Source organism: Micromonospora sp. NPDC006766 (genome assembly GCF_040636055.1).
Lineage (GTDB): Bacteria > Actinomycetota > Actinomycetes > Mycobacteriales > Micromonosporaceae > Micromonospora.
Genome location: NZ_JBEYIX010000040.1, coordinates 30,956 through 54,662 on the forward strand (window position 1 = coordinate 30,956; position 23,707 = coordinate 54,662).

The 23,707-nt window shown below is 71.3% G+C and carries 19 protein-coding genes; 14 read left to right on the plus strand and 5 right to left on the minus strand.

Annotation, left to right across the window (positions count from 1 at the left end):
- Positions 1-20: 20 nt before the first annotated feature.
- Entirely contained in the window at positions 21-1,469 is a 1,449-nt protein-coding gene (gene argG, locus ABZ671_RS24870; protein WP_357862339.1) for an argininosuccinate synthase, read from the plus strand.
- Between the two features lie 57 nt (positions 1,470-1,526).
- Positions 1,527-3,395 (plus strand): PucR family transcriptional regulator, encoded by a 1,869-nt coding sequence (locus tag ABZ671_RS24875; protein ID WP_357862341.1) that lies wholly within the window; start codon positions 1,527-1,529, stop codon positions 3,393-3,395.
- Positions 3,396-3,440: 45 nt separating this feature from the next.
- Here ABZ671_RS24875 and ABZ671_RS24880 read toward each other — a convergent pair whose 3' ends face one another.
- On the minus strand, positions 3,441-4,790 hold the full coding sequence (locus ABZ671_RS24880) for a hypothetical protein (protein ID WP_357862343.1): 1,350 nt from the start codon (positions 4,788-4,790) through the stop codon (positions 3,441-3,443).
- Positions 4,791-4,878: 88 nt separating this feature from the next.
- Between ABZ671_RS24880 and murD the strand changes: the two genes are divergently transcribed.
- The gene (murD, locus tag ABZ671_RS24885; protein WP_357862345.1) at positions 4,879-6,225 is read left to right on the plus strand and encodes a UDP-N-acetylmuramoyl-L-alanine--D-glutamate ligase; all 1,347 of its coding nucleotides are present in this window, start codon (positions 4,879-4,881) and stop codon (positions 6,223-6,225) included.
- A gap of 44 nt (positions 6,226-6,269) precedes the next feature.
- On the opposite strand, the gene ABZ671_RS24890 is transcribed toward murD, so the two are convergent.
- On the minus strand, positions 6,270-7,247 hold the full coding sequence (locus tag ABZ671_RS24890; RefSeq protein WP_357862347.1) for a hypothetical protein: 978 nt from the start codon (positions 7,245-7,247) through the stop codon (positions 6,270-6,272).
- Positions 7,248-7,401: 154 nt separating this feature from the next.
- On the opposite strand from ABZ671_RS24890, the gene ABZ671_RS24895 reads away from it, so the two are divergent.
- Both ABZ671_RS24895 and ABZ671_RS24900 read left to right on the plus strand, forming a co-directional pair.
- Positions 7,402-8,208, plus strand: a complete 807-nt coding sequence (locus ABZ671_RS24895; protein ID WP_357862349.1) for a hypothetical protein — start codon at positions 7,402-7,404, stop codon at positions 8,206-8,208.
- A 13-nt stretch (positions 8,209-8,221) separates the two neighbouring features.
- Positions 8,222-9,049, plus strand: a complete 828-nt coding sequence (locus tag ABZ671_RS24900) for a hypothetical protein (protein WP_357862351.1) — start codon at positions 8,222-8,224, stop codon at positions 9,047-9,049.
- A gap of 30 nt (positions 9,050-9,079) precedes the next feature.
- Here the strand turns inward: ABZ671_RS24900 and ABZ671_RS24905 are convergent, their stop codons facing one another.
- A complete protein-coding gene (locus ABZ671_RS24905; protein ID WP_357862353.1) occupies positions 9,080-9,976 on the minus strand; it encodes a glutamate cyclase domain-containing protein in 897 nt (298 codons plus the stop codon).
- Positions 9,977-10,170: 194 nt separating this feature from the next.
- Here ABZ671_RS24905 and ABZ671_RS24910 point away from each other — a divergent pair, with 194 nt between their 5' ends.
- Together ABZ671_RS24910 and ABZ671_RS24915 are read left to right on the plus strand one after the other, a co-directional pair.
- Positions 10,171-11,478 (plus strand): aspartate aminotransferase family protein, encoded by a 1,308-nt coding sequence (locus ABZ671_RS24910; RefSeq protein WP_357862355.1) that lies wholly within the window; start codon positions 10,171-10,173, stop codon positions 11,476-11,478.
- Positions 11,475-12,965, plus strand: a complete 1,491-nt coding sequence (locus tag ABZ671_RS24915; protein WP_357862358.1) for a CoA-acylating methylmalonate-semialdehyde dehydrogenase — start codon at positions 11,475-11,477, stop codon at positions 12,963-12,965. Before ABZ671_RS24910 ends, ABZ671_RS24915 begins: the two co-directional genes overlap by 4 nt.
- Here the strand turns inward: ABZ671_RS24915 and ABZ671_RS24920 are convergent.
- On the minus strand, positions 12,937-14,307 hold the full coding sequence (locus ABZ671_RS24920; RefSeq protein ID WP_357862360.1) for an acyltransferase: 1,371 nt from the start codon (positions 14,305-14,307) through the stop codon (positions 12,937-12,939). The two genes, ABZ671_RS24915 and ABZ671_RS24920, sit on opposite strands and share 29 nt — an antisense overlap.
- A 203-nt stretch (positions 14,308-14,510) precedes the next feature.
- On the opposite strand from ABZ671_RS24920, the gene ngcE (ABZ671_RS24925) reads away from it, so the two are divergent.
- The 3 genes from ngcE (ABZ671_RS24925) to ABZ671_RS24935 all read left to right on the plus strand — a co-directional run bounded on the left by ngcE (ABZ671_RS24925) (position 14,511) and on the right by ABZ671_RS24935 (position 17,803).
- On the plus strand, positions 14,511-15,926 hold the full coding sequence (ngcE, locus tag ABZ671_RS24925) for an N-acetylglucosamine/diacetylchitobiose ABC transporter substrate-binding protein (RefSeq protein WP_357862362.1): 1,416 nt from the start codon (positions 14,511-14,513) through the stop codon (positions 15,924-15,926).
- A gap of 69 nt (positions 15,927-15,995) precedes the next feature.
- Entirely contained in the window at positions 15,996-16,904 is a 909-nt protein-coding gene (locus ABZ671_RS24930; protein WP_357862364.1) for a sugar ABC transporter permease, read from the plus strand.
- 149 nt (positions 16,905-17,053) lie between these two features.
- Positions 17,054-17,803 (plus strand): carbohydrate ABC transporter permease, encoded by a 750-nt coding sequence (locus ABZ671_RS24935; protein WP_357862379.1) that lies wholly within the window; start codon positions 17,054-17,056, stop codon positions 17,801-17,803.
- A gap of 309 nt (positions 17,804-18,112) precedes the next feature.
- Here ABZ671_RS24935 and ABZ671_RS24940 read toward each other — a convergent pair whose 3' ends face one another.
- The gene (locus ABZ671_RS24940; protein WP_357862366.1) at positions 18,113-19,102 is read right to left on the minus strand and encodes a BadF/BadG/BcrA/BcrD ATPase family protein; all 990 of its coding nucleotides are present in this window, start codon (positions 19,100-19,102) and stop codon (positions 18,113-18,115) included.
- A 198-nt stretch (positions 19,103-19,300) separates the two neighbouring features.
- Here ABZ671_RS24940 and ABZ671_RS24945 point away from each other — a divergent pair, with 198 nt between their 5' ends.
- The 4 genes from ABZ671_RS24945 to ABZ671_RS24960 all read left to right on the plus strand — a co-directional run bounded on the left by ABZ671_RS24945 (position 19,301) and on the right by ABZ671_RS24960 (position 23,655).
- Entirely contained in the window at positions 19,301-20,263 is a 963-nt protein-coding gene (locus ABZ671_RS24945; RefSeq protein WP_357862369.1) for a MurR/RpiR family transcriptional regulator, read from the plus strand.
- Positions 20,264-20,314: 51 nt separating this feature from the next.
- A complete protein-coding gene (gene ngcE, locus ABZ671_RS24950) occupies positions 20,315-21,727 on the plus strand; it encodes an N-acetylglucosamine/diacetylchitobiose ABC transporter substrate-binding protein (protein WP_357862371.1) in 1,413 nt (470 codons plus the stop codon).
- 22 nt (positions 21,728-21,749) lie between these two features.
- On the plus strand, positions 21,750-22,691 hold the full coding sequence (locus ABZ671_RS24955; RefSeq protein ID WP_357862373.1) for a sugar ABC transporter permease: 942 nt from the start codon (positions 21,750-21,752) through the stop codon (positions 22,689-22,691).
- Positions 22,692-22,794: 103 nt separating this feature from the next.
- The gene (locus tag ABZ671_RS24960) at positions 22,795-23,655 is read left to right on the plus strand and encodes a carbohydrate ABC transporter permease (RefSeq protein WP_357862381.1); all 861 of its coding nucleotides are present in this window, start codon (positions 22,795-22,797) and stop codon (positions 23,653-23,655) included.
- Positions 23,656-23,707 lie beyond the last annotated feature (52 nt).

Sequence of the window (23,707 nt, forward strand, 5' to 3'; positions counted from 1 at the left end):
TCGAGCGCATAATCTTCCTTGTGTCCAAGGTTCTCACCTCCCTGCCCAGCGGCGAACGCGTCGGCATCGCTTTTTCCGGCGGCCTCGACACCTCGGTCGCGGTCGCGTGGATGCGCGACAAGGGTGCCGTTCCCTGCGCCTACACCGCCGACATCGGCCAGTACGACGAGCCCGACATCGTCTCGGTGCCCGGTCGCGCGCTCAGCTACGGCGCCGAGGTCGCCCGCCTGGTCGACTGCCGCGCCGCCCTGGTCGAGGAGGGCCTGGCAGCGTTGACCTGCGGGGCCTTCCACATCCGCTCCGGCGGCCGGGCGTACTTCAACACCACCCCGCTGGGCCGGGCCGTGACCGGGACCCTGCTGGTGCGGGCGATGATCTCGGACGACGTCCAGATCTGGGGCGACGGCTCGACCTTCAAGGGCAACGACATCGAGCGGTTCTACCGGTACGGCCTGCTGGCCAACCCGCAGCTGCGCATCTACAAGCCGTGGCTCGACACCGACTTCGTCACCGAACTGGGCGGGCGTAAGGAGATGTCGGAATGGCTGCTCGAACGCGGCCTGCCCTACCGGGACAGCACCGAGAAGGCATACTCCACCGACGCCAACATCTGGGGCGCCACGCACGAGGCGAAGACCCTCGAGCACCTCGACACCGGCATCGAGACGGTCAACCCGATCATGGGGGTCCGGTTCTGGGACCTGTCGGTGGAGATCCCGACCGAGGATGTCACTATCGGCTTCGACCAGGGTCGTCCCGTGACGATCAACGGTAAGGAGTTCGGCAGCCCCGTCGACCTGGTGCTGGAGGCCAACGCCATCGGCGGCCGACACGGCCTGGGCATGTCGGACCAGATCGAGAACCGGATCATCGAGGCCAAGAGCCGGGGCATCTACGAGGCGCCCGGCATGGCGCTGCTGCACGCCGCGTACGAGCGGCTGGTCAACGCCATCCACAACGAGGACACGCTGGCGAACTACCACCACGAGGGCCGCCGCCTCGGTCGGCTGATGTACGAGGGGCGCTGGCTGGACCCGCAGGCGCTGATGCTGCGCGAGTCGTTGCAGCGCTGGGTCGGCACGGCGGTCACCGGCGAGGTGACGTTGCGGCTGCGCCGGGGCGAGGACTACTCGATCCTGGACACCACCGGCCCGGCGTTCAGCTATCACCCCGACAAGCTGTCGATGGAGCGTACCGAGGACTCGGCGTTCGGCCCGTCGGACCGGATCGGCCAGCTCACCATGCGCAACCTGGACATCGCCGACTCGCGGGCGAAGCTGGAGCAGTACGCCACCCTCGGCATGGTCGGCGGAGCGGCCCCTCAGCGGATGGTCGGCGCCGCACAGGCAGCCTCGACCGGGCTGATCGGAGCGATGCCCGAGGGCGGCGCGGAAGCCATCGCCTCCCGGGGCGTCTCCTCCACCGCCGAGGCACTCGACCGCGCCGCGATGGAGTTCGGCGTCGACTGAGCGACGCCGCTCTGATCCCCGGCCGGTGCTTCGAGAACGGCGGTGACGGCGGGTAGCGTGTCGCCCGTGTTCCCTACCGTGCGTGAGGTGCTTGCGCTGGTGCCGGTGCGCCACGGCGCGCCGCGCCTGGTCGCGGGCGACGCGGGGCTGGACCGGGCGGTCCGCTGGGTGCACGTCGCCGAGGTGCCGGACATCGCCACCCTGCTCGGTGGCGGCGAGTTGGTGTTGACCACCGGCATCGGGTTGCCGGCCGACGACGCCGGGCTGCGCGCGTTCATCGGTGACCTGGCCGACGTGGGTGTCTCCGGGCTGGTGGTCGAGCTGGGCCGCCGCTACGTCAGCGGAGTGCCGAGGGTGATGGCCGCCGCCGCCGAGCGGCGCGGGCTCCCTCTGGTCGAGTTGCGGCGGGCCGTCCCGTTCGTGCGGGTCACCGAGGCGGTGCACGCGCTGATCGTGGACGCCCAGCTCACCGAGCTGCGGGCCACCGAGGAGATCCACCAGCGGTTCACCGAGCTGTCCGTGGAAGGCGCCGACGCGGCCGAGGTGGTGCGGCAGGCTGCCGAGCTGTCCGGGTGCCCGGTGGTGCTGGAGAACCTCTCCCGGCAGGTGCTCGCGTACGACCCGGCGGGGCAGAGCGCCGAGCTGCTGCTGTACCGCTGGGAGCAGCATTCCCGGCGGATCCGTCCGGGCGGGCGTACCGCGTACGACCCGGACAGCGGGTGGTTGGTGACCACCGTCGGGGCACGCGGCCAGGACTGGGGGCGGTTGTTGCTGCGCTGGCCGGCCGGCGGGGAGCTGACCACGGGCCGGGCGTTGCCTGCCGAGTCCGAGCGGCCGGGTTCCCCGGCCGATGCCGTCCCAGCCGAGCGAACCGACGGCGACCGGGTCGCCAGTGCGAGTGCCGCCGGGTCGGGTGCTCCGCCGACCCGGCTCACCATTCTGGTCGAGCGGGCCGCCTCCACTCTCGCCCTGGGCCGGCTGATCCGTCGCGACGCCGAGGGGCTGGAACGTCAGATCCACCGCACCCTGCTCACCGCCCTGCTCGACCACTCCCGCCCGGTGGACGAGGTGGCGTTGCGGGCCAACGCGCTCGGCGTGCCGCTGGACCGCCGACATCTGGTCGGCGTGGTGGTCCGCCACCGGGCCGACGACCTGGCGGGGGAGGCCGGGACGGCGGGTGCCGAGGCCGGTCCGGAGGTCGGCCCGGCGCGGCTGCGCGATCTTGCCGAGGCGGTCGGCCAGGCGTTGCGGGAAGCCAGGCTCGCCGGTCTGACCAGCGCCGTGGACGACCATGCGGTGGGTGCGCTGCTCGCGCTGCCCGATCCGGCCGCCGAGGAGAAGGCGCTCGCCGCGTTCGCGGCGGCGTTGCGTCGGGTACGCCTAGACGCCGCTCCGCCCCGCCCGCCCGCGCCCCGGTCCGGCCCGCCCGGTGCCCCGTCCGCTGGGCCGAGGGCGGTCGGTCCGGCGGCGGTGATCGTCGCGGCCGGGTCGGGGGTGGGCAGCCTGCGGGAGGCGGGACGGTCGCTCACTGAGGCGCGGCAGATCGCCGAGACGGCCCGGCGGGACCGGCGGGAGCTGCCGGTCTTCCGGCTGCCGCACGTCGGGCTAGCCGGGCTGCTGCACCTGCTGCGCGACGAGCCACGGTTGCAGACCTTCGTCGAGCGGGAACTCGGCGCGCTGTTGACCTATGACGCTCAGCATCCGCGCGAGCAGTTGCTCGACACCCTTCGGGCGTACCTGGAGCAGGGCCGGAACAAGTCGGCGGCGGCCGCTGCGGCGCACCTGTCCCGGCCGGCATTCTACGAGCGGCTGGCCCGCATAGCCCGGATCCTCAACACCGACCTCGACGCGGTGCAGCCCTGCCTCTCCCTCCACGTAGCCCTCCTGGCCCTGGATGCCATCCGCAATCCCGGCCCCTCGCGTTGATCATGAGGTTGGCCGCGCCGAGCCGGGAGGGAGGGGCGGTGGGGGCTAGGTGAGGGTGGTTAGGGCTTTGGCGTACGCCGGGGGGACGTAGGCGGGGCCAGCGGGGGTGAAGACGTCGGAGGTGGTCGCCGCTGACCAGGCGGTGGCGGGCAGGGCGTCGACCAGGGCGCGGACCACGGGGGCGTCGCGCCACTGCTCCTGCTGGGCGAGCAGGCTCAACGCCACCACCGACTCCTCTACCTCACCGACGCACTCGAACGGCTTGTGCCCGTCCACGCCGAGCAACTCCCGGTAGCCAGGGATCTGAGCCGTGTCGGCGAGCAGGTCGGCACCGAAGATGCGGGTGATCCGTTCCCGGGTCATGAACGGCGCCAGGGCCAGGAAGACGAACCGGCACTTGGGGCAGTCCCGGCACCAGCGCTCGCTCGCGTCGCGCAGCTTGAACGCGGCGTTGCAGCTGGTCACCACCGCGTCATACCGGTCGATCTCGGCGAAGAGCCGGGCGATGTGCAGCTCGGACAGCGACCGCAGCAGGGAGAAGTACGGTTCGGTGAGCCCGGCGTGCTCCGCCAGGGCCGCCCGCAGCAGCCCCTCCGCCTCGACGCCCTTGGACCACTGGTGGTTGATCTCACGCCCCTGCCAGACCAGGTTCGGATCCGACGCCGAGCGCTCGTTGGACATCACCACCGGGCCGAGCCCGTGCAGCACGGCCGTGGCGACCGCGATCAGCGAGTTGATCGCGGTGACCGGGATGTGCCCATTGCGCGCGCCCGCCGCGTTCAAATCGAACAGCACCGGGTCGATCCGCCGCCGGGCCGCGAGGGGCACCAGGTCGGACGCCTGGTTGACCGAGACGATGATGTGGTTGGGGTTGACCGAGAAGGGCACCGGGTCGAAGCCGGCCCGGCGTAGCGCCTCCAGGCTGACGATGGAGTCCTTGCCCCCGCCGACGGCCGACAGCGGCCGGCGGTCCGAATCGTCGTACACCCGGGGTGGGGCGACCTCGCCGGCCGGGACCTCGGGGCGCAGCTCGAGCACGTGCGGGAGCTGGTTGCGGTACGCGTACTCGGCGAGGCCCTTGGTGTAGACGGCGGTGACCAGCTCGACGGCGGCGGCGCCCAGCGGCGCCGGCAGCACCAGCCGGGGCGGTGCGGCGGCCTTGTAGTAGCTGACCCCGGCGACGATGTGCAGCAGGTCGAGGACCCGGTTGACGGTGGCCGCCGTCTCGTCCGACACCGGCTCGGCCGGCAGCGGGAGGGTGATCACCTCGGTGAACCGCTGCTCGCCGTCCGGGCCGGTCAGGGCGTAGTCGAACAACACCTCGCCGGTGGCAAAGTCGATCGAGTAGGACGGGAAGGTGAAGGCGTCCATCCGCCGGAGCTGCTCGTTGCGCACACGCAATACTAGGCCCTGGTTCGTCCGGCCGTGTCCGGCTGTGCCGGACCGTTCCAGCCGACCGCCGTCGCCAACCTGAGGAGAGCCTGTGCGCCTGTCTGAATTGCGCGGACGTCATGTCGCCGTCTGGGGAGCCGGCCGGGAGGGGCGGGCCGCCGTGATCGCGATCGCCGCGCACGGCCCCGCCGGCCTGGTCGCCGTCGACGACAGCGCGAACTTCCTCAGCCTGCCCTGGGAGGGCCCGGTGGCGGCGGCCGCGCCGTTGGTGACCGGCGAGGACGGGTTCGCCCGGCTGGCCGCCGCCGACGTGGTGGTCCGGTCGCCGGGGGTGCCTAGCACCCACCCGTGGATGGTCGAGCTGCGCCGGCGGGCCGTCCCGGTCACCCAGGGCAGCGCGCTCTGGATGGCCGACCACGGGCACCGGACGGTGGGGGTCACCGGCAGCAAGGGCAAGAGCACCACGGCCAGCCTGATCAGCCACCTGCTCACCGCGATGGACCGGCCGAACGTCTTCGGCGGCAACATCGGCGTGCCGCTGCTCGACCTGCCCGAGGCCGAGCTGTACGTGCTGGAGCTGTCCAGCTACCAGTGCGCCGACCTGACCGACTCGCCCCGGGTGGCGGTGGTCACCGCGCTGTTCCCCGAGCACCTCGACGCGCACGGCGGCGAGCGGGAGTACTACCGGGACAAGCTGAACCTGCTCGCGCACGGCCCGAACACGGTGGTGGTCAACGGCGCCGACCCGCGGCTCGTGGTGGAGCTGGGCGACCGGGCCGCGGTACGCGCCGGCCTGCCGGACACCACCCACGTCGCCGCCGGCCCGGACGGCGCCCCCTGGTTCCACCTGCGGGACACGCCGCTCTTCCCGCGCGGGGTGCTGCCGCTGGTGGGCCGGCACAACGAGGGCAACCTGTGCGTGGCGCTCGCCGTGCTGGACGCGCTCGGCGTCGACGTGGTGGAGCGTAAGGACAGCCTTGCCGTGGCGGTCGCCGAGTTTCAGGGACTGGCCCACCGGCTCACCGAGATCCCCGACCCGTCGGGCGTCACCTTCGTCGACGACACCCTCGCGACCAGCCCGTACGCGGCGATGCACGCGATCGACGCGTACGAGGGACGGCCGCTGACCGTGATCGTCGGCGGGACCGACCGGGGGCTGGACTACACCCCGCTGCGCGAGCACCTGGCCGAGCGCGAGATCACCGTGATCGGCATCCCGGACAGCGGCCCGCGGATCGTCGAGGCGCTCGCCGGGCTGCCGGCGGTGCGCACCGAGCTGGCCGAGGACCTGGTCGCCGCGGTGGGGCTGTCCCGCAAGCTCACCCCGGCCGGCGGGGTGGTGCTGCTCTCCCCGGCCGCGCCGAGCTACGGCCGGTTCCGCAACTGGGAGCACCGGTCGGAGGTGTTCGCGCAGGCGGTCGCCGACACCGCCCGCTGAATCCCGGATCGCCCGTCGGCCAGCAGCGGCGGCCGGTGCGGGACTCAGCTGGCCGGCAGGGCGGCGTGCAGGGCGCGCAGCGACCGGATCGCCGAGCGGATCTCCTGGAGGTAGCGGCCCGGGGTCAGCGCCGGCTCGGGCACCCCGGCCAGCGCGGCCAGCGCCGGGTCGACGCCGACCGTGTCGACCCCGCAGCCGTACGGCAGCGCCAGGGTGCGCAGCGCGTCGCAGTGCTGGAACGGCACGTAGATCTGCGCGGTCACCATCAGCACCGGGTCGCCGGGGCGCAGCCGGACGTGTTCGGCCCAGAAGCGTTGGGTGTCGGCGGTGTGCGCGCGGCGCCGGTCCGGTTCGCTGGACGGGGCGGCGAGGACACGGACCGGGGGCAGGCCGGCCGGGCGGTAGGTGCGCGAGGACCAGGCCGAGTGCGGGTGGTCCGCCTCCTCGCCGGTCTCCTCGCTGGGCGTGTTCACCCCGAACGCCACGCGTACGCCCGCGTCGAGGGCGTCCACCTCGGTCACGCAGCCGTGGATGCCGACGTCGGCGAGGGTCCGGGACTCGGCCGGGGAGAGCGTCCGGCAGCTGCCCAGCACCGCCACCTCGCCGGTGATGTCGGCGATCGTGCGGGCCAGGTGCGCGGCGTACGCGGTGCGCCGCAGGCAGGCGTGCGCGAGCCCGCCGAGCACCAGCAGGTGGGTGTACCGGGGCAGGGCCGGCGGGACGGCCCGGACCAGGCCCAGCGCCGCCGCCGCATCGCGCACCAGCCCGACCGTGGCCGGGTCGAAGGCCGGCTCGCGGGCGTCGGGGCGTTCCCGTCCCTGCCGGAAGTCCCAGTGTCGGGCGGAGAAGTCGTCCAGCGCGGCCAGCACCGCCGGCAGATCCCCGGTCGGCCAGTCGCCGCCGAAGTGCCCGACCAGGCCGCGCAGCGGCGACGATTCCACCCAGGCCCGCACCCCCGCCGCGATCCGCCCGTCGATCGGTTCCGCCGCGCCGGCCGGCAGCGCCACCTCCGTCGTCCGCACCCGGCGGATGCTACCGCCCGTCGTACGCGGACACCGGCCGTTGTGGATCGTGGCTACCCTGGTGGCACGACGGGACCGGAGGCTGCCGATGACGGGTGACGTGGTGCGTCGATGGTCCAGGGGGCGAGCAGGCTCCGCGGGTGGCCTTGCCCGGTTGGTCGCGCACACCGATCCGGTCGCGCTGATCGGCATCATGCTGTCGATTTTCCTGTCGGTGACGCTGGACCTGACCAACGCGGCGACCGGGGTCGAGTCGCTGCTGGCCGGGCTGATGGGCATCACCATTTCGCTGGTGGTGGACTCGCTGGCCCGGGCCGAGCGCCGGTTCCACCTGCGGACGCTGCTGGACGGGCCGTCCTGGCTGGTGAGTACCACTCCGCAGCTCGCCGGCGCGGTCCGCGAGGCGGCCGAGCGGCACGCCGGCACCCGGGTCGCCGCGGAGGCGCAGCGCCGCTACGAGGAGTTTCGCCTGGAGGCCGAGCAGCTCGCCGCCGGCCGGATCGTCCGGCGCGGCGACGACGAGGAGGATCTGGTCGGTGCCACCCGGGACTGCAAGCGCGAGATGGTCGGGCTGACCAACGTGATGCCTCGGTTCAGCGGGGAGCTGAGCTGGTGGCGGGGGGACGTCGGCCGGCGTTACTGGGAGGCGAACCTGGCCGCCCTGGCGCGAGGCATCAGCATCACCCGGATCTTCCTGTACGCGACGCTCAGCGACGAGCTGTCCGAGCTGGTGGAGACGCAGCGTCGGGCGGGCGTACGGGTGGGTCTGCTGCCGCACGGCGCGGTCAGCGCGCACCTGCACGTCAACCTGGCCGTCTGGGACGACTCGAGCTGCTGGGAGGCGAGGATGAGCGCGCACGGCGAGATCAGCGAGAACCAGTTCTCGGTCAACCGGTCGGATGTGGAGCGCCTCACCCGGATCTTCCGGCACTGCGCCGACGCCGCCACCTTCCAGGACTGAGAGCGGGCCGAGCATGACGTGGAGTGCGGTGCTGCTGGTTACCGCCGTGGTCTGGGCGGTCAGCGTGATCCGCTCGGTCCGCGTGCGCGCGTTCGTCTACAGCCTGCCGCTGCCGATGACCCTCGCCCTGGTCACCACCGGCCACCGGGTGGACGGCGCACAGCTGCTCGGGGTGGTCGGCCTCAACCTCTTCTTCGTTGCCGTCGCGGTCACCCACCGGCGGCTGCGCTGGCCGATCCTCGTCGCCGACGCGGCCGGGATTGCCGTGTACGTGGCGCTGAGCGCAGGCGTGCTGGCGGTCCCGGTGCCGTTCGAGGTGGCGGTGGTGGCCACCCTGGTGCTCTGGGCGGGGACCATGGCGGTGCTGGCCCACCGGGCCCGTGCCCGAGCCCGCAGGGCGCCCGCCCCGGCCGGGCCACCGGAGGCGGACCCGACGCTGGCTGCCGACGCCCGGCGGGACAGCCTGGCCCCGCCCGCCAAGCTGCTGGTGATCTTCGTCGGCGCGGTGCTCACCGGGCTCCTCGGCGAGCTGCTGCGCGGCATGGTGGTGACCTTCCCGTACTCCGGGGTGCTGGTCGCCGTGGAGGCGCGCCGCCAGCTGGTCGACTTCAGCCGGCACTTCGCCCGCAACAGCCTGGCTCTGATCGGCTTTCTCACCGGCTACCACTACCTTCAGGACGCCTCGCCGGTCGGCGCACTGGCGGGTGGTTGGGCCGCATTCGCGCTCGTTTCCGCCGCGTTGCACCTGCCGCGCCGGCGGCCCAACCAGCCGGCACGGCAGCGTGGGCCGGCGGGCGGTCCGCGTCGCCTCGCCGGTCCCCGGCAGAGCACCGTCACCTGACCGTTCGGGCACCCGTGCGACAGGCGGTGGTCAGGCCGCCTCGACCAGCTCCGCGATTCGGGCGAGCGGCTCGGCGTACGTGGGCCAGTCCAGACCGTCCACGCTCAGCTCCGCCCGGCGGCGTACGCCGTCCACCGCGCCGGCCTTTTCGACGATCGCGACCAGCACGTCGTACGACCACTCGGGGCGGAGCAGGTCGCGCAGGGCGACCACCTCGGGTCGCAACAGCGCCAGCGCGCCGACCAGCGCGGCGGCCGCCCAGTTGGAGGTGCCGCCGACCAGCAGCGCCTCGCAGTCGACCACGCAGCGGATCCGGTCGCCCCGGTCGACCACCCGGGCCACCAGCTCGGCCGGCAGACGGCCCATGCCCAGCTCGTTGCCGCCGTCGCCGATGCCGATCCGGAAGGCGGGACCGGCGGTGAAGAGCCGGTCGAGTGGGGCGGTGTGCGCGCCGATGTCCTCGCCGCGCATGTTCCGGGGCCGGCCGTCGGGAGCCGGGCCGACCCGCTCGCAGGCGATCACATGTGACAGCCGGGCGTACCGGGGAAGGACGCCGGCGGCCCACGGGTCGTATCCCGACAGGGGCGCCACGTCGAGCGGGACGCCCGGTGCGCCGGCGGCGATCGCGGCCGCGACCACCGGCGCGCAGGGCGTATCGGTGACCAGCCGGACCTGGCTGCCGAGCGCGCGTAGCGCGGCGGCGAGCTGCACCGCGCCGATCGGGCCGTCGGTTTCCGCGGCAGGTGATTCGGCGGCAGGGATGAAGAACCCGGTCAGCACGGCGGCGTCGGGGGCGGGCCGACCGGCGAGTGCCCGGGCAGCGGCGAGCAGGCCGCCCGTCGCCGGCACGGCGAGCGCCTCGCTGCCCCGGCCCGTCTCCCGCGCCGCGACCCGGGCCAGCTCGGTGACGATCTCCTCGACCCGCATTCGCGTTCCTTCCCGAGGGCGGTGACCGGATCAGGGTAGGCGCGTCGGTCCAGCGGGAGGGGTGGTGCGGAAACTGCGGCGAGTGGTTGACGTGGTGTCAGGCGAGGGCGGGCGTTGCGCTACACAGTGACAGTTGTTCGGTCATCGGCGCGGTGAGAGCGTGCGAGGACCAACCGCCGCTGAAGGGTACGACGATGACCTCCGACGACCTGCTGGCCCGGCACCGGGCTGTGCTCCCGTCCTGGATGCCGCTCTACTACGCCGAACCGCTCGAGCTGGTCTCCGGCTCCGGCCGCCGGGTGACCGACGCGCAGGGGCGCACCTATCTGGACTTCTTCGGTGGCGTGCTGACCAACATGATCGGTTACGACATTCCGGAGATCCGGGAGGCGGTCGAGCGGCAGCTGCGTACCGGGGTCGTGCACAGCTCGACGCTCTATCTGATCCGGCAGCAGGTGGAGCTGGCCGAGAAGATCGCCAGGGTCTCCGGCATTCCCGACGCGCGGGTCTTCTTCACCAACTCCGGCACGGAGGCGAACGAGGCGGCGCTGCTGGTCGCCACCAACTACCGCCGTTCCCACCAGATCCTGGCGGTGCGCAACAGCTACCACGGCCGGTCGTACGCGGCGATGGGCGTCACCGGCAACCGCAGCTGGTCGGCCAGCGCGCTCAACCCGCTGCAGGTGGCCTGGCTGCACTCCGGTGAGCGGCTGCGCGGCCTGCTCGCCCGGCTCGGCGAGGACGACCGGATCGACGCCGCGGTCGAGGATCTGCACGAGGTGCTCGCCACCCAGACGTCCGGCGATGTGGCCTGCCTGATCGCCGAGCCGATCCAGGGTGTCGGCGGGTTCGTGCACGGCCCGGACGGACTCTTCGCGGCCTGGAAGAAGGTGCTCGACGAGCACGGCATTCTGCTGATCAGCGACGAGGTGCAGACCGGTTGGGGCCGTACCGGCGAGCACTTCTGGGGCTACCAGGCGCACGGCGTCACCCCGGACCTGCTCACCTTCGCCAAGGGCATCGGCAACGGCTTCGCCCTGGCCGGCGTCGTCGGCCGGGCTGAGGTGCTGGAGTCGGTGCCGGCGATCAGCTTCTCCACCTTCGGCGGCAACCCGATCTCCACCGCTGCCGGCAACGCCGTGCTGGACTATCTGCTCGACCACGACCTGCAGGCCAACGCCGAGCGGGTCGGCGCGATCCTCGGTGACGGACTGCGCGCCGCGGCGGCCGACCTGGACTGCGTCGCCGAGGTACGCGGCAAGGGCCTCATGCTCGGCGTCGAATTCGTCCGCCCGGGCAGCACCGAACCCGACCCGGCGCTCACCACCCGGGTCTTCGAGGCGTGCCGGGCCGGTGGCCTGCTGGTCGGCAAGGGCGGCCTCTACGGCAACGTGGTGCGGATGGGCCCGCCGTTGACGTTGACCGAGGAGGAGGCCCGGGAGGGGCTGGCCATCCTGGTCGACGCGATCCGTTCCAGCGCGGCGGCGGAGGTGGCGGCGTGAACACGATCGGGCACTTCATCGACGGCAAGCGGGTCGGCGGCGACTCCGAGCGGCGCGGCGACGTCTTCGACCCGGCCACCGGCCGGCGTACCGGGCTGGTCGAGCTGGCCTCCGCCGCGGACGTGGCGGGCGCGGTGGAGTCCGCCGAGCGGGCCGCCCGCGCCTGGCGGGACGCCTCCCTGACCAAGCGGACGGCCGTGCTGTTCGCCTTCCGGGAACTGGTCAACGCCCGGCGGGACCGGCTCGCCGAGGCGATCACCGCCGAGCATGGCAAGGTGCTCGCGGACGCCGCCGGCGAGGTGCAGCGCGGCCTGGAGGTCATCGAGTACGCCTGCGGCATCCCGTCGGCGTTGCGGGGCGGGTTCAGCGAGAACGTCTCCACCGAGGTCGACTCGTACAGCCTGCGGCAGCCGCTGGGGGTGGTGGCGGTGATCTCGCCGTTCAACTTCCCGGCGATGGTGCCGCTCTGGTTCATCCCGGTGGCCGTCGCCTGCGGCAACGCCGTGGTGCTCAAGCCCAGCGAGAAGGACCCGAGCGCGGCGCTGCTGCTGGCCGAGTGGTTCGTCGAGGCGGGCCTGCCCGACGGGGTGCTCAACGTGGTCAACGGCGACAAGGAGGCGGTCGACGCGCTGCTCGACCACCCGGGCGTGAAGGCGGTGTCGTTCGTCGGCTCCACCCCGGTCGCCCGGTACGTGCACCAGCGGGCCTCGCTGGCCGGCAAGCGGGTGCAGGCGCTGGGCGGGGCGAAGAACCACATGGTGGTGCTCCCCGACGCCGACCTGGACCTGGCCGCCGACGCGGCCGTCAACGCCGGTTTCGGCTCGGCGGGGGAGCGGTGCATGGCGATCTCCGCGCTGGTCGCGGTGGAGCCGGTCGCCGACGCGCTGGTCGCGAAGATCGCGCAGCGGATGGCCCGGCTGCGTACCGGCGACGGCCGGCGGGGCTGCGACATGGGGCCGCTGGTCACGGCCGCGCACGCCGAGCGGGTCCGCTCCTACGTCGAGTCCGGGATCGCGGCCGGCGCGGTGCCGGTGGTGGACGGGCGGGAGGTCACCCCGGACGGGGACGTCGACGGGTTCTGGCTCGGCCCGACGCTCTTCGACCACGTCACCCCGGAGATGTCGATCTACACCGACGAGATCTTCGGCCCGGTGCTGAGTGTGGTGCGGGTCGGCTCGTACGACGAGGCGGTCGAGCTGGTCAACGCCAACCCGTACGGCAACGGCACGGCGATCTTCACCAACGACGGCGGGGCGGCCCGGCGGTACCAGCACGAGGTGGAGGTCGGCATGGTCGGCATCAACGTGCCGATCCCGGTGCCGATGGCGTACTACTCGTTCGGTGGCTGGAAGGCGTCGCTCTTCGGTGACCTGCACGCGCACGGCGCCGACGGGGTGGCCTTCTACACCCGGGGCAAGGTGGTCACCAGCCGTTGGCTGGACCCGCGGCACGGCGGGGTCAACCTCGGTTTTCCCACCCAGACCTGAGCAGTCGCAGCACGCCCGCCCCGACCAGATACGCCACCAGCGTCGGGGCGGGCAGCCCCAGCGGCTCGGCCGCGCTCTTCGGGGTCAGGCTGTTGATGAGCAGCCCGGCGGCCACGCCCGCGTACCCGATCGTCACGAGCGCGGTGTGGACCGGACGACCGGTGCTCGCCCGGCCGTGCCGGCGGGTGCGGGCCTCGATCGGGCCGAACACGGCGACCAGCCCGGCCAGCACCACGGCCAGGGCGAGCAGCCAGGGCACCCGCCAGGCCCACCAGGCCGCCGTACCGACCGTAGGGGTGGGCAGCACGCCGAGCGCGTTCAGCAGGCCGATCAGCAGGACGACGGCGGTCAGGTGCCAGAGGAAGACGGTCAGCACCACGGCGTTCACCGCGAGCACCGTCTGCCAGGGGCCGCTGCGGCGCAGCCACCGCCGGGCCGGGTTCTGCAGCAGCAGGATCAGGCCGAGCTGCGCGGTGGCCGCCGCGAGCAGCGCCACGCTGGGCGGGGCGGTGTTGTTCAACCGCTCGCCCGGCACGTTCAGCATCGCCACCGGATACGGCCCGACAACGGTCAACAGCACCAGCGCGACCAGCCCCGTCAGCAGCAGCACCGCGCCGGCGCGCCGCGAGGTGGGCAATCGCCGTCGGCGCAGGCCGGGACGGTCCCGACCTGGTTCGATGGGACTCGCGCCCCGGGCGTCGTACCAGGCGAAGCCGAGCTGGTGTACGGCCAGCCAGCCGAACAGGTAGTTGGCGGTGGCGAGGTTTGCCGGGCCGAGGATGCGGCCCAGGTCGCCGAGGGCGACCAGCCCGACCAGCACCAGCGGCACGACCAGCCCGACGCGGCGGTGCAGCGCGTACATGGCCGGGGTCAGCGGGACCATCACCAGGTAGGCGACGAGGAACCAGAGCGGGATGGTGGCGAACCAGATCACCGTGCGGACCTCGCTGGGGTTCGCGCCCCTCAGCCGGGCGATTCCCCCGCTGATCGCGAGGATCACCAGCAGCGCGGTGGTCGGGCGGATCAGCCGGCTGCTGCGGTCGATCAGCCAGCCGGTGGCGTTCCCGCCGCGTTTCCGCCAAGCGGTCAGGGCGGCGCCGTTGGCGTACCCGCCGACCAGGAAGAAGACCGGCATCACCTGGGCCACCCAGGTGATCGGCCAGGCCCAGGGGAGGTAGCCGAGGGCGGACTGCCCGGTCGGCCGGCCGGCGCGGTCGTACCCGATCGCCGTGATCAGCCAGTGGCCGAGGACGACCATGGCGATGGCCAACGCGCGGAGCAGGTCGGCGTAGCGCTCTCGGCTGGGCGGGGTGCGCTCGGCGAGCTGCCGGAGGCGGCGCATGGGCCCACGCTATGCCAGCCGTCACCGGCCTGGGGTGATAACGGTTCGGTTGTCGGGTCTTGTGGTCCGCGCCGCACTGCCGTAGAAATTCTTCAGCAATATCTTCAAAACTGAAGACAAGCAACAGCCCCCGTGCCTCGACGCCGCGGCCGCCGTCGCCCCACCCTCGGCGGGCCGCACCGTACCCGAACCGAGGAGATGCGATGAACAGGCGTGAGATCCTCCGGCGCACCGCCGCCGCCGGTCTGCTGGCCACCCCCGCCGCCGGCCTGCTCGCCGGCTGCGCCACCCCCGGCGGCGACGACAAGGGCGACGCCGACACCTACCACGGCACCAAGAGCGAGCAGAACCCGCTCGGTGTCAAAGAGGACGCCCCGCTCGAGGTGGTGATCTTCAACGGCGGCTTCGGCGAGCAGTACGCCAAGGCCCACGAGGCCATGTACACGGAAAAGTACCCGAAGGCCAAGATCACGCACTCGGCGACGCAGGAGATCAACAAGACCCTGCAGCCGCGCTTCGTCGACGGCAACCCGCCGGACGTGGTCAACAACTCCGGCGCCGGCCAGATCGACTTCAACGGCCTGGTCAGCCAGCAGGCCATCGCCGACCTGACCGCGCTGCTCGACGCGCCGAGCCTCGACGAGCCGGGCAAGAAGGTGCGCGACACGCTGCTGCCCGGCGCCGTCGAGGTCGGCTCGTACGACGGGAAGTTCCTCGTTCTCAACTACACCTACACCGCGTACGGCATCTGGTACTCGACCAAGCTGTTCAAGGAGCGCAACTGGCAGTACGCGAAGACCTGGGACGACCACATCGCGCTCTGCAAGCAGATCAAGGCCGCGGGCATCGCGCCGTGGACGTACGCGGGCAAGCACCCCCGCTACATGAGCTGGCCGCTGATCGCCACGGCGATCAAGTTCGGCGGCCCGTCGGTGGCGACGGCCATCGACAACCTTGAGCCGAATGCGTGGAAGTCCGACGCCATGAAGGCGGCCGCCGACGCGTGGCACCAGATCGTCAAGGACAAGTACATCCTGGACGGCTCGCCGGGGCTGGACCACGTCCAGTCGCAGACGGCCTGGTGCCAGGGCAAGGCCGCCTTCATCTCCTGCGGCTCCTGGCTGGAGAGCGAGCAGGCGAACGTCACCCCCGCCGGCTTCAACATGACCATCGCGCCCACGCCCAGCCTGGGCAGCGGCGACCAGCTGCCGTTCGAGGCGATCCGGGGCACCGCGGGCGAGCCGTTCATGGTCCCCGCCAAGGCCAAGAACATCGCCGGCGGCCTGGAGTACCTGCGGGTGATGCTCTCCAAGAAGGGCGCCCAGGACTTCACCAAGAAGGTCGCCAGCCTGACCGTGGTCGCCGGCACCACCGAGGGCGTCGACCTGCCGTACGGGTTGAACACTGTGGTGCAGGCGCTGGAGGCGTCCGGGTCCAACGGCTTCAACTGGGTCTACAACAACTACTACCGCAAGCTGGAGCGCGAGCTCGTCGACGCCGCCTGCGGCGAGTTCTTCAGCGGGCGGATCGGCCCGGCCGACTTCCTCGACCAGTGCCAGAAGGGCGCCGACTCGATCGCCCAGGACAGCTCGATCAAGAAGTACAAGCGGGCCGCGTAATCCACCCGGTGGGGGCGGGCGGCCCGGCCCGCCCCCACCGCCGTGGACGGTTGGAGGAGGATCCACTTCGTGCGACATGGCAAGTACCCGCTGATCATCGCGTTCCTGGTGCCGCCGCTGGCGCTCTACGCCCTGTTCGTGATCTCGCCGTACCTGCAGGCCTTCCAGATCTCGACGACGAGTTGGCTCGGCTACTCGGCCAAGGCCGACCCGGTCGGGCTGGCCAACTTCCGCACCATGCTGCACGACGGGTACATCTGGAACGCGCTCAAGAACAACGCGATCATGCTCGCCGTGGTGCCGGTGCTGACCATCGTCCTCGGGCTGTTCTTCGCCACCATGCTGTCGATGGGCGGTCGCGGTGGCCGGGCCGGGGTGACCGGGGTCCGCGGCAGCGCCTTCTACCGGCTGGTGTACTTCTTCCCGCAGGTGCTCTCGGTGGTGATCATCGCGCTGCTCTGGCGGGAGATCTACCATCCGAACAACGGTCTGCTCAACGGCGCGCTGCGCGCCGTCGGCCTGCCCGCCCCGACCTGGCTCGGCGATCCGCGGACCGCGTTCTGGTGCGTCCTGGCGGTGATGGTGTGGAGCAACGTCGGCTTCTACGTGGTGCTCTTCGGCGCCGCGATGTCCGCCATCCCGCGCGACATCTACGAAGCGGTCCTGCTCGACGGCGCGTCCCGCTGGGTCACGCTACGCCGGATCACCGTGCCGCTGCTCTGGGACACCGTGCAGGTCGCCTGGATCTACCTGGCCATCGCCGCGCTGGACGGGTTCATCCTCGTCCAGCAGATGACCAACGGCGGGCCCAACTTCTCCTCCGACGTCATCGGGCTGCGCATGTACGAGACGGCGTTCGGCAGCGAGAGCAAGTTCGGGTACGCCTCGGCGATCGGCGTGGTGATGTTCTTCCTGACCCTCACCGTGGCGGTGCTGGCGCTGCGGGCCGCCCGACGCGAGAGGATCGAGTACGCGTGACCACGCTGGACAGGCCCGCCGCGACGGGCGCGCAGCCGGGTCCGACCCGCCGCGACCCGGGGCCACGCCGCGAGCTGGGCGTCGTGAACGTCGCCTCGCACGCCTTCCTGCTGGTCTGGGGCGCGCTGACCGTGCTACCGCTGCTGTGGATGTTCCTCAGCTCGCTCAAGAGCGACGGTGAGATCCTCGCCGACCCGTGGGGGCTGCCCGGCGCGCTGCGCCTGGAGAACTGGGCCCGAGCCTGGACCGAGGCGCACATCGGCCGATACTTCCTCAACAGCGCCATCGTGGTGGCCGGTTCGCTCACGCTGACGATGCTGCTCGGCGCGACCGCGGCGTACGTCTTCGCGCGCTACGACTTCCGCGGCCGTCAGCTGGCCTACTACCTGTTCGTCGGCGGCATGATGTTCCCGGTCTTCCTCGCCCTCGTACCGCTGTTCTTCGTGGTCCGCAACTCCGGCCTGCTCGGCACCTGGACCGGTCTCATGCTGGTATACACGGCGTACTCGCTGCCGTTCACGGTGTTCTTTCTGACCGCGTTCTTCCGTACCCTGCCGACCGCAGTGGCAGAGGCGGCTCTGATCGATGGTTGCGGTCACTTCCGGCTCTTCTTCCGGGTGATGCTGCCGATGGCGCGTCCGGGACTGATCAGTGTGGCGATCTTCAACTTTCTGAGTCACTGGAACCAGTTTCTCCTGCCGCAGGTGCTCATGCAGGGCGACGACTCGAAGTGGGTGCTCGCCCAGGGCCTCGCGGCACTTGCCGTGAGCCAGGGCTACCAGGGCGACTTCAGCGGCCTGTTCGCCGGGCTGACCATCGCCACGCTGCCGGTGCTGGTGGTCTACGTGACGTTCCAGCGGCAGATCCAGACCGGCCTCACCGCAGGCCAGCTCAAATGATGCCCCCGGCTTCGACCCGGACGACTCGGTGCAGCGTCGGACCTTCACCCTGCTCGGCGGCGGCTGGCGCACGCACGTCTGGGCCTGTGGCGTGGGCCGGTGGCTGGCGTGAATCGTCCGCGTCATCAAGTTCGTAGCTGCCGAGAAGTCGTCCGGTCCTGCCGGAGAGGACAGTCCCTTCGAGGCGCTTTGGAGCTGATGTCGTCTCCGATTCAGCCGGTCTTGGGAGGTCGCCTGGCCGCTGAGTCGTTCGTGATGTCAGCTCCAAAGCGACACGTTGGTCAACGTCCATTGGCGCGGGGCGCGGCGTCAGGTTGCGGCGGGAAGCAGGAGGGCGTGCAGGGCCGCCGGGTCGATCACCTCGGGCAGGTCCCGGGCGGCGAGCCAAGCGGCCCCCGCCGCCCCGTCTCCGGCGGTCCGTAGCGGCGCGTCCGGCCAGCGTCGGGCCAGTTCGGCGCGGACCGCGTCGGCGAGTGGGGTGTCCGCGGTGAGCAGTCCGCCGCCGAGCACGACCGGGCCGGCCGTCCCGGCCGGCCGGATCCGGGTGACGCTCTCGGCGAGCAGCGTGGCGGCCTCCCGGATGAGCGCCAGGGCGATCGGTTCCGCCGCCCTGGCGGCGGCCACGACCAGCGGCGCGAGGCGGGCCAGCTCGACCGGCGCGCGTCGGGTGACCGCCTGCACCACCAGAGCGGCCGTCGCCCGAGGACGGGCCGCCACCTCGGGTGAGCCGGTCAGCTCGGCGAGCACGCGGCGGCCCAGCTCGCCGGGCGGGTCGGCGCGGTCCAGGTCGGACAGGAGCCGGCGGACCGCCTCCCGGCCCAGCCAGAATCCGGAGCCGGCGTCGCCGAGCAGCCAGCCGTGTCCGTCTGCGGTGCGATCGAGGCGCAGGTCGTGGACCTGGGCGGCGATCGCGCCGGTGCCGGCGATGAGCACGGTGCCGTTCGGGGCAGCGGTGCCCGAGGCGTACGCGACCAGGGCGTCGCCGTGCACGGCGTACGGGCAGCGCAGGCCCGCGTCGGCCCAGGCGCGGTCGAACGCGGCCCGCCCGTGCGGGTCGGCGAGGAGCCGGCCGGCCCCGGCGAGCCCGATGACGCCGGCGCGTACCCGGGTGGGGTCGACGTCGACGAGCGCGGCGCGCAGCGCGGTGAGTAGCTCGGCGGCGGCAGGTTCGACGCCGTGGCTGGTCGGGTTGCCACCGCCGGCCCGGCCGGTGCCGAGGCGTACGCCGTCGAGGCTGAGGGCGGCGGCCCGGGTGGACGTACCCCCGATGTCGAGGCCGACCACGACGGTGTCGGACATCCGGTGGGCCTTCCTGTGTGCGGGCCTGATGGCCCTTCATGCTGGTCGGCGCGGTGGGTCAACGCAAGATCCATAGTCGACTCTCCGGGTGCGTCCCAGGTAACGGTTTGAAAACTTCGCCCACAGTCTTGACACGGAGGGTCGTTTAGTAAGAACTTTTACCACTAACAGTTAACACTCTTTTCCGAAAGGCGTCCCATGGTTGATCACGAGGTGGACACCCCCGCGGAATCCGTGGTGGTCGACGCCGACGCGGTCGACCGGCGGGGTGCGGTGGGAGTCCCCTCCGGCGGCGTGCTGGCCCGAGTCCGAGCCGGAGCGGGGGAGCTGACCGGGGCGTTGCGCCGGGTCGCCGAGCACGTGCTCAGTGACCCGGAGGCGGCGGCCCGGGCCACCATTGTGGAGCTCGCCGAGCGCAGCGGCACCTCACCGGCGACCATCACCCGGTTCTGTCGGGCGATGGGTTTCGACGGCTACGCCGACCTGCGGCTCGGCATCGCGGCGGAGACCGGCCGGGTGCGTTCGGCGGGCTGGACCGTCGACATCGGCCGGGAGATCCAGCCCAACGATCCGCTGTCCCGGGTCCTCGACCAGATCATGGCCGCCGACACCCGGGCCATGCACGACACGGCCGCGCTGCTCGACCTCGCCGAGGTGGAGCGGGCGGCGGTGGCCATCGCCGGCGCGAGCCGGGTGAACATCTTCGGCGCCAGCGGCAGCGCCCTGGTGGGCGAGGAGATGCAGTTCAGCCTGCACCGCATCGGGGTGGCTGCCTGGGCCTGGAGCGACGTGCACGAGGGGCTGGCCAGCGCGGCGCTGCTCGGCGTCGGCGACGTCGCGCTCGGCATCTCGCACACCGGGCAGACCCGCGAGACCATCGAGCTGCTCGCCGAGGCCGACAGCCGGGGCGCCACCACGATCGCACTGACCGGCTTCCCCCGATCGCCACTGGCCGAGCTGGCCGACATCGTGCTGGTCACCGCCAGCCAGGCCACCACCTTCCGGCCCGACGCGCTCTCCGCCCGGCACCCGCAGCTCGTCGTGCTCGACCTGCTCTACATCGCGGTGGCACAGCGGACCCATGACCGTGCCCACGCGGCCTTCCGGCGTACCGCCCAAGCCGTCGACGGGCACAAGGCCGCGAAGGCGGCCGCCTCATGATCAGTGCGCTCCGGCGCACCGCCTGACCCGATACGACAAGGAGAGACGAAGATGTCCGTTACTCCCGAGAATCTCGGCGATCTCAGCCGCCGGACCCTGCTGCGGCGGGCCGCCGCGGCCGGCCTGCTCGCCGCCCCGGCGGTGGGTCTGTTGAGCGCCTGCGCCGGCAGCGAGCCGAGCAAGTCCGACGACAGTGGTGGCACGAAGAGCAAGGACAACCCGTTCGGCGTGAAGGACGGCAGTGCGGTCAAGGTGGTCATCTTCAACGGTGGCCTCGGTGACCAGTGGGCGAAGGAAGACAAGGTCGTCTTCAACGCCAAGCACCCCAACGTCGCGGTCAACATGAGCTCCACCCAAAAGATCAAGACCGAAGAGCAGCCGAAGATGGCGACGCAGCCGAGCGACCTCGTCATGAACTCGGGTGCGGACATGATGGACCGCAGCACGCTGATCAACGAGGGCGCCATCGAGCCGCTCGACGACCTGCTCGCCGCCCCCGCGTGGGACGGCGAGGGCACCGTGGCCGACACGCTGCTGCCGGGCACCGTCAGCGACGGCAGCCAGAACGGCAAGTTCTACGTCGTGAACGTGGCCTTCACCGTCTGGGGCAACTGGTACAACGGCGCCCTGTTCCAGAAGGAGGGCTGGGCGGCGCCGACCACCTGGGACGAGTTCTTCGAGCTCGCCCCGAAGATCAAGGCCAAGGGCCTGTCGCCGTACGTCTACGACGCGGTCCACGGCTACTACCCGCGGTGGGCGCTCATGGCCAGCATCTGGAAGTCCGCGGGCAAGCAGGCGGTCGTCGACATCGACAACCTTAAGGACGACGCCTGGAAGGCCGACGGCATCCTCAAGGCGCTGGAGCCGTGGGAGAAGCTCGTCAAGGACAAGCTGGTGCTGCCGGGCAAGCTCGACCACACCCAGTCGCAGCAGGCCTGGCTCGACGGCAAGGCGGCGTTCATCCAGGTCGGCACCTGGCTGAAGAACGAGATGTCGGCGACCACCCCGCCGGGCTTCGAGATGACCCTCTCCGACTACTGGTCCCACGCGGACGACAAGGCGCCGAAGGACGTGTTCGCCGCCGCCGGCGAGGGTTTCGTCGTACCGAGCAAGGCTCCCAACAAGGCGGCCGCCAAGGAGTTCCTGCGGGCGATCCTGTCGAAGGAGGGCTCGGCCAAGTTCGCCGAGCTGACCAAGTCGCTGGCCTCCACCAAGGGCTCCGGCGACAACGTGCAGGACTCCGCACTCGCCAGCGCGAACGCCCTCATGAAGAACGGCGGCAGCGAGCTGATCTCGGTCAAGTACCAGGACTTCTACGCCGACCTGGACAAGGAGAGCCAGAACCTCTCCGAGGAGCTGATGGCTGGCCGCCTCACCGCGCAGCAGTTCGTCGACAAGATGCAGGCGGCCGCCGACAAGGTCGCCAAGGACTCGTCGATCCCGAAGCAGACCCGCACCGCCTGATCCGAACGAGAGTGTGATTCTCATGCGGCACGGAGTTGCGCGTTTCGTCACGGGCTTCCTCGCCCTGCCCGTCGCGCTGTACCTCTTCTACGTGGTGTGGCCCTTCGCCCAGGCGGCCGGATACTCGCTGACCAACTGGGGTGGCTACTCCGACAAGCAGGAGTTCGTCGGGCTGGACAACTACGTCCGGCTGTTCTCCGACGAGCTGATCAGGAAGGCGTTCTGGCACAACGTCTTCTTCCTGATCACCGTGCCGCTGTTCACCATCGCGCTGGCCCTGCTCCTCGCGTTCCTGCTCAACGTGGGCGGACGCGAGGACAGGGCCGGCATCCGCGGGGTGTTCGGCTCCGGGTTCTACAAGATTGTGTTCTTCTTCCCGCAGGTGCTGTCGCTGGTGCTCATCGCCGTCATGTGGAATCAGATCTACCGTACCGACGGCCAGGGCCTGATCAACGGCGTGCTCATCAAGATCGGGCTGGTCGACGCGGACAACCCGATCGCGTTCACCGCCGATCCGGAACCCTTCCTCGGCGTACCGGCGGTGCTGTGGTGGCTGCTGCTCATCGCGGTCTGGAGCGGGGCCGGTTTCTACATGGTGCTCTTCTCCGCGGCGATGCAGTCGATCCCGAAGGAAATCTACGAGGCGGCCATCCTCGACGGCGCGGGACGCTTCCACACCTTCTTCCGGGTCACCCTGCCGCTGCTGCGGGACACCGTCTCGGTGGCCTGGGTCTACCTGGGCTTCATCGCGCTGGACATGTACGCCCTGGTCTTCGTCATGACCCCGAGCCAGGGCGGCCCGAACCACGCCAGCGAGATCTTCGCGTCGGTGATCAACTTTACGGCCTTCCAGCGGGGCCAGTACGGCTACGCCTGCGCGATGGGTGTCGCGCTGGCCATCTTCACGATCCTGCTCGCCGCGCTGCAGCTGAGGATCACCCGTCGTGACCGTATCGAGTTCTGAAGGAGGCGCGACGATGAGCACGGCGACACCCGGTCTCGGCCGGGCCGACCAGGCCGGCCCGTCCCGCCCGGCACCAACCCGGCGGGCGCGAGGCGGGGCCGGGATGAGCACCCGGATCTTCAACGGCTTCTCCCACCTGTTCCTGGTGGTCTGGGCCCTGATGGTGGTCTACCCACTGCTGTGGGTGGTGATGTCGGCGTTCAAGGGCGACTCGGAGGTGATCCGCGAGCCGCTGTCCCTGATCCCGAGCAAGCTGCACTGGGACAACTTCGCCCGCGCCTGGACCAATGGGCACCTCGGGTCGTTCTTCCTCAACACGGTGCTGGTGCTGCTCGGCAGCGTCACCCTGACCATGCTGCTCGGCTCGATGGCCGCGTACGCGCTGGCCCGTTACGAGTTCCCCGGCAACCGGCTGATCTACTACCTGTTCCTCTCCGGCCTGACCCTGCCGGTCTACCTGGCCGCGGTGCCGCTGTTCAAGGGCGTCTACAAGATGGGCGTCACCTTCCCGTTGCTCGGGCCCAACAAGCACGTCATGCTGATCGTGGTCTACGTCGCCTGGTCGCTGGCCTTCACGGTCTTCTTCATGCACTCGTTCTTCCGGACCCTGCCGGACTCGATCGCCGAGGCGGCCATGGTCGACGGGGCCTCGCACACCCGGACCTTCTTCAGCGTCATGCTGCCGATGGCCAAGCCGGGCCTGATCAGCATCGGCATCTTCAACGTGCTCGGCCAGTGGAACCAGTGGTACCTGCCGACCCTGCTCATGCAGTCGCTGTCCGGCGAGCCGAAGCATCAGGTGATCTCCCAGGGCCTGATCGAACTGTCGGTCAACCAGGGTTACAAGTCCGACTGGTCCGGCCTCTTCGCCGGCGTCACCATGGCCACGCTGCCGGTCCTGATCGTGTACATCGTCTTCCAACGCCAGGTCCAGTCCGGCCTCACCGCCGGCGTCGGCAAGTAACCCCGCTCTGCGGTTAGGAAGGGCCCCTTGTTATCGCCAGGCGATAACAAGG

Bases quoted from the DNA above. Each gene is read 5' to 3' on its own strand.
- ngcE (WP_357862371.1), top strand. From the start codon at position 20,315: ATGTCCGTTACTCCCGAGAATCTCGGCGATCTCAGCCGCCGGACCCTG.
- ABZ671_RS24940 (WP_357862366.1), bottom strand. From the start codon at position 19,102: ATGTCCGACACCGTCGTGGTCGGCCTCGACATCGGGGGTACGTCCACC.
- ngcE (WP_357862362.1), top strand. From the start codon at position 14,511: ATGAACAGGCGTGAGATCCTCCGGCGCACCGCCGCCGCCGGTCTGCTG.
- ABZ671_RS24935 (WP_357862379.1), top strand. From the start codon at position 17,054: ATGTTCCTCAGCTCGCTCAAGAGCGACGGTGAGATCCTCGCCGACCCG.
- ABZ671_RS24945 (WP_357862369.1), top strand. From the start codon at position 19,301: ATGGTTGATCACGAGGTGGACACCCCCGCGGAATCCGTGGTGGTCGAC.
- ABZ671_RS24920 (WP_357862360.1), bottom strand. From the start codon at position 14,307: ATGCGCCGCCTCCGGCAGCTCGCCGAGCGCACCCCGCCCAGCCGAGAG.
- ABZ671_RS24905 (WP_357862353.1), bottom strand. From the start codon at position 9,976: ATGCGGGTCGAGGAGATCGTCACCGAGCTGGCCCGGGTCGCGGCGCGG.
- ABZ671_RS24900 (WP_357862351.1), top strand. From the start codon at position 8,222: ATGACGTGGAGTGCGGTGCTGCTGGTTACCGCCGTGGTCTGGGCGGTC.
- ABZ671_RS24960 (WP_357862381.1), top strand. From the start codon at position 22,795: ATGAGCACCCGGATCTTCAACGGCTTCTCCCACCTGTTCCTGGTGGTC.
- ABZ671_RS24955 (WP_357862373.1), top strand. From the start codon at position 21,750: ATGCGGCACGGAGTTGCGCGTTTCGTCACGGGCTTCCTCGCCCTGCCC.
- ABZ671_RS24910 (WP_357862355.1), top strand. From the start codon at position 10,171: ATGACCTCCGACGACCTGCTGGCCCGGCACCGGGCTGTGCTCCCGTCC.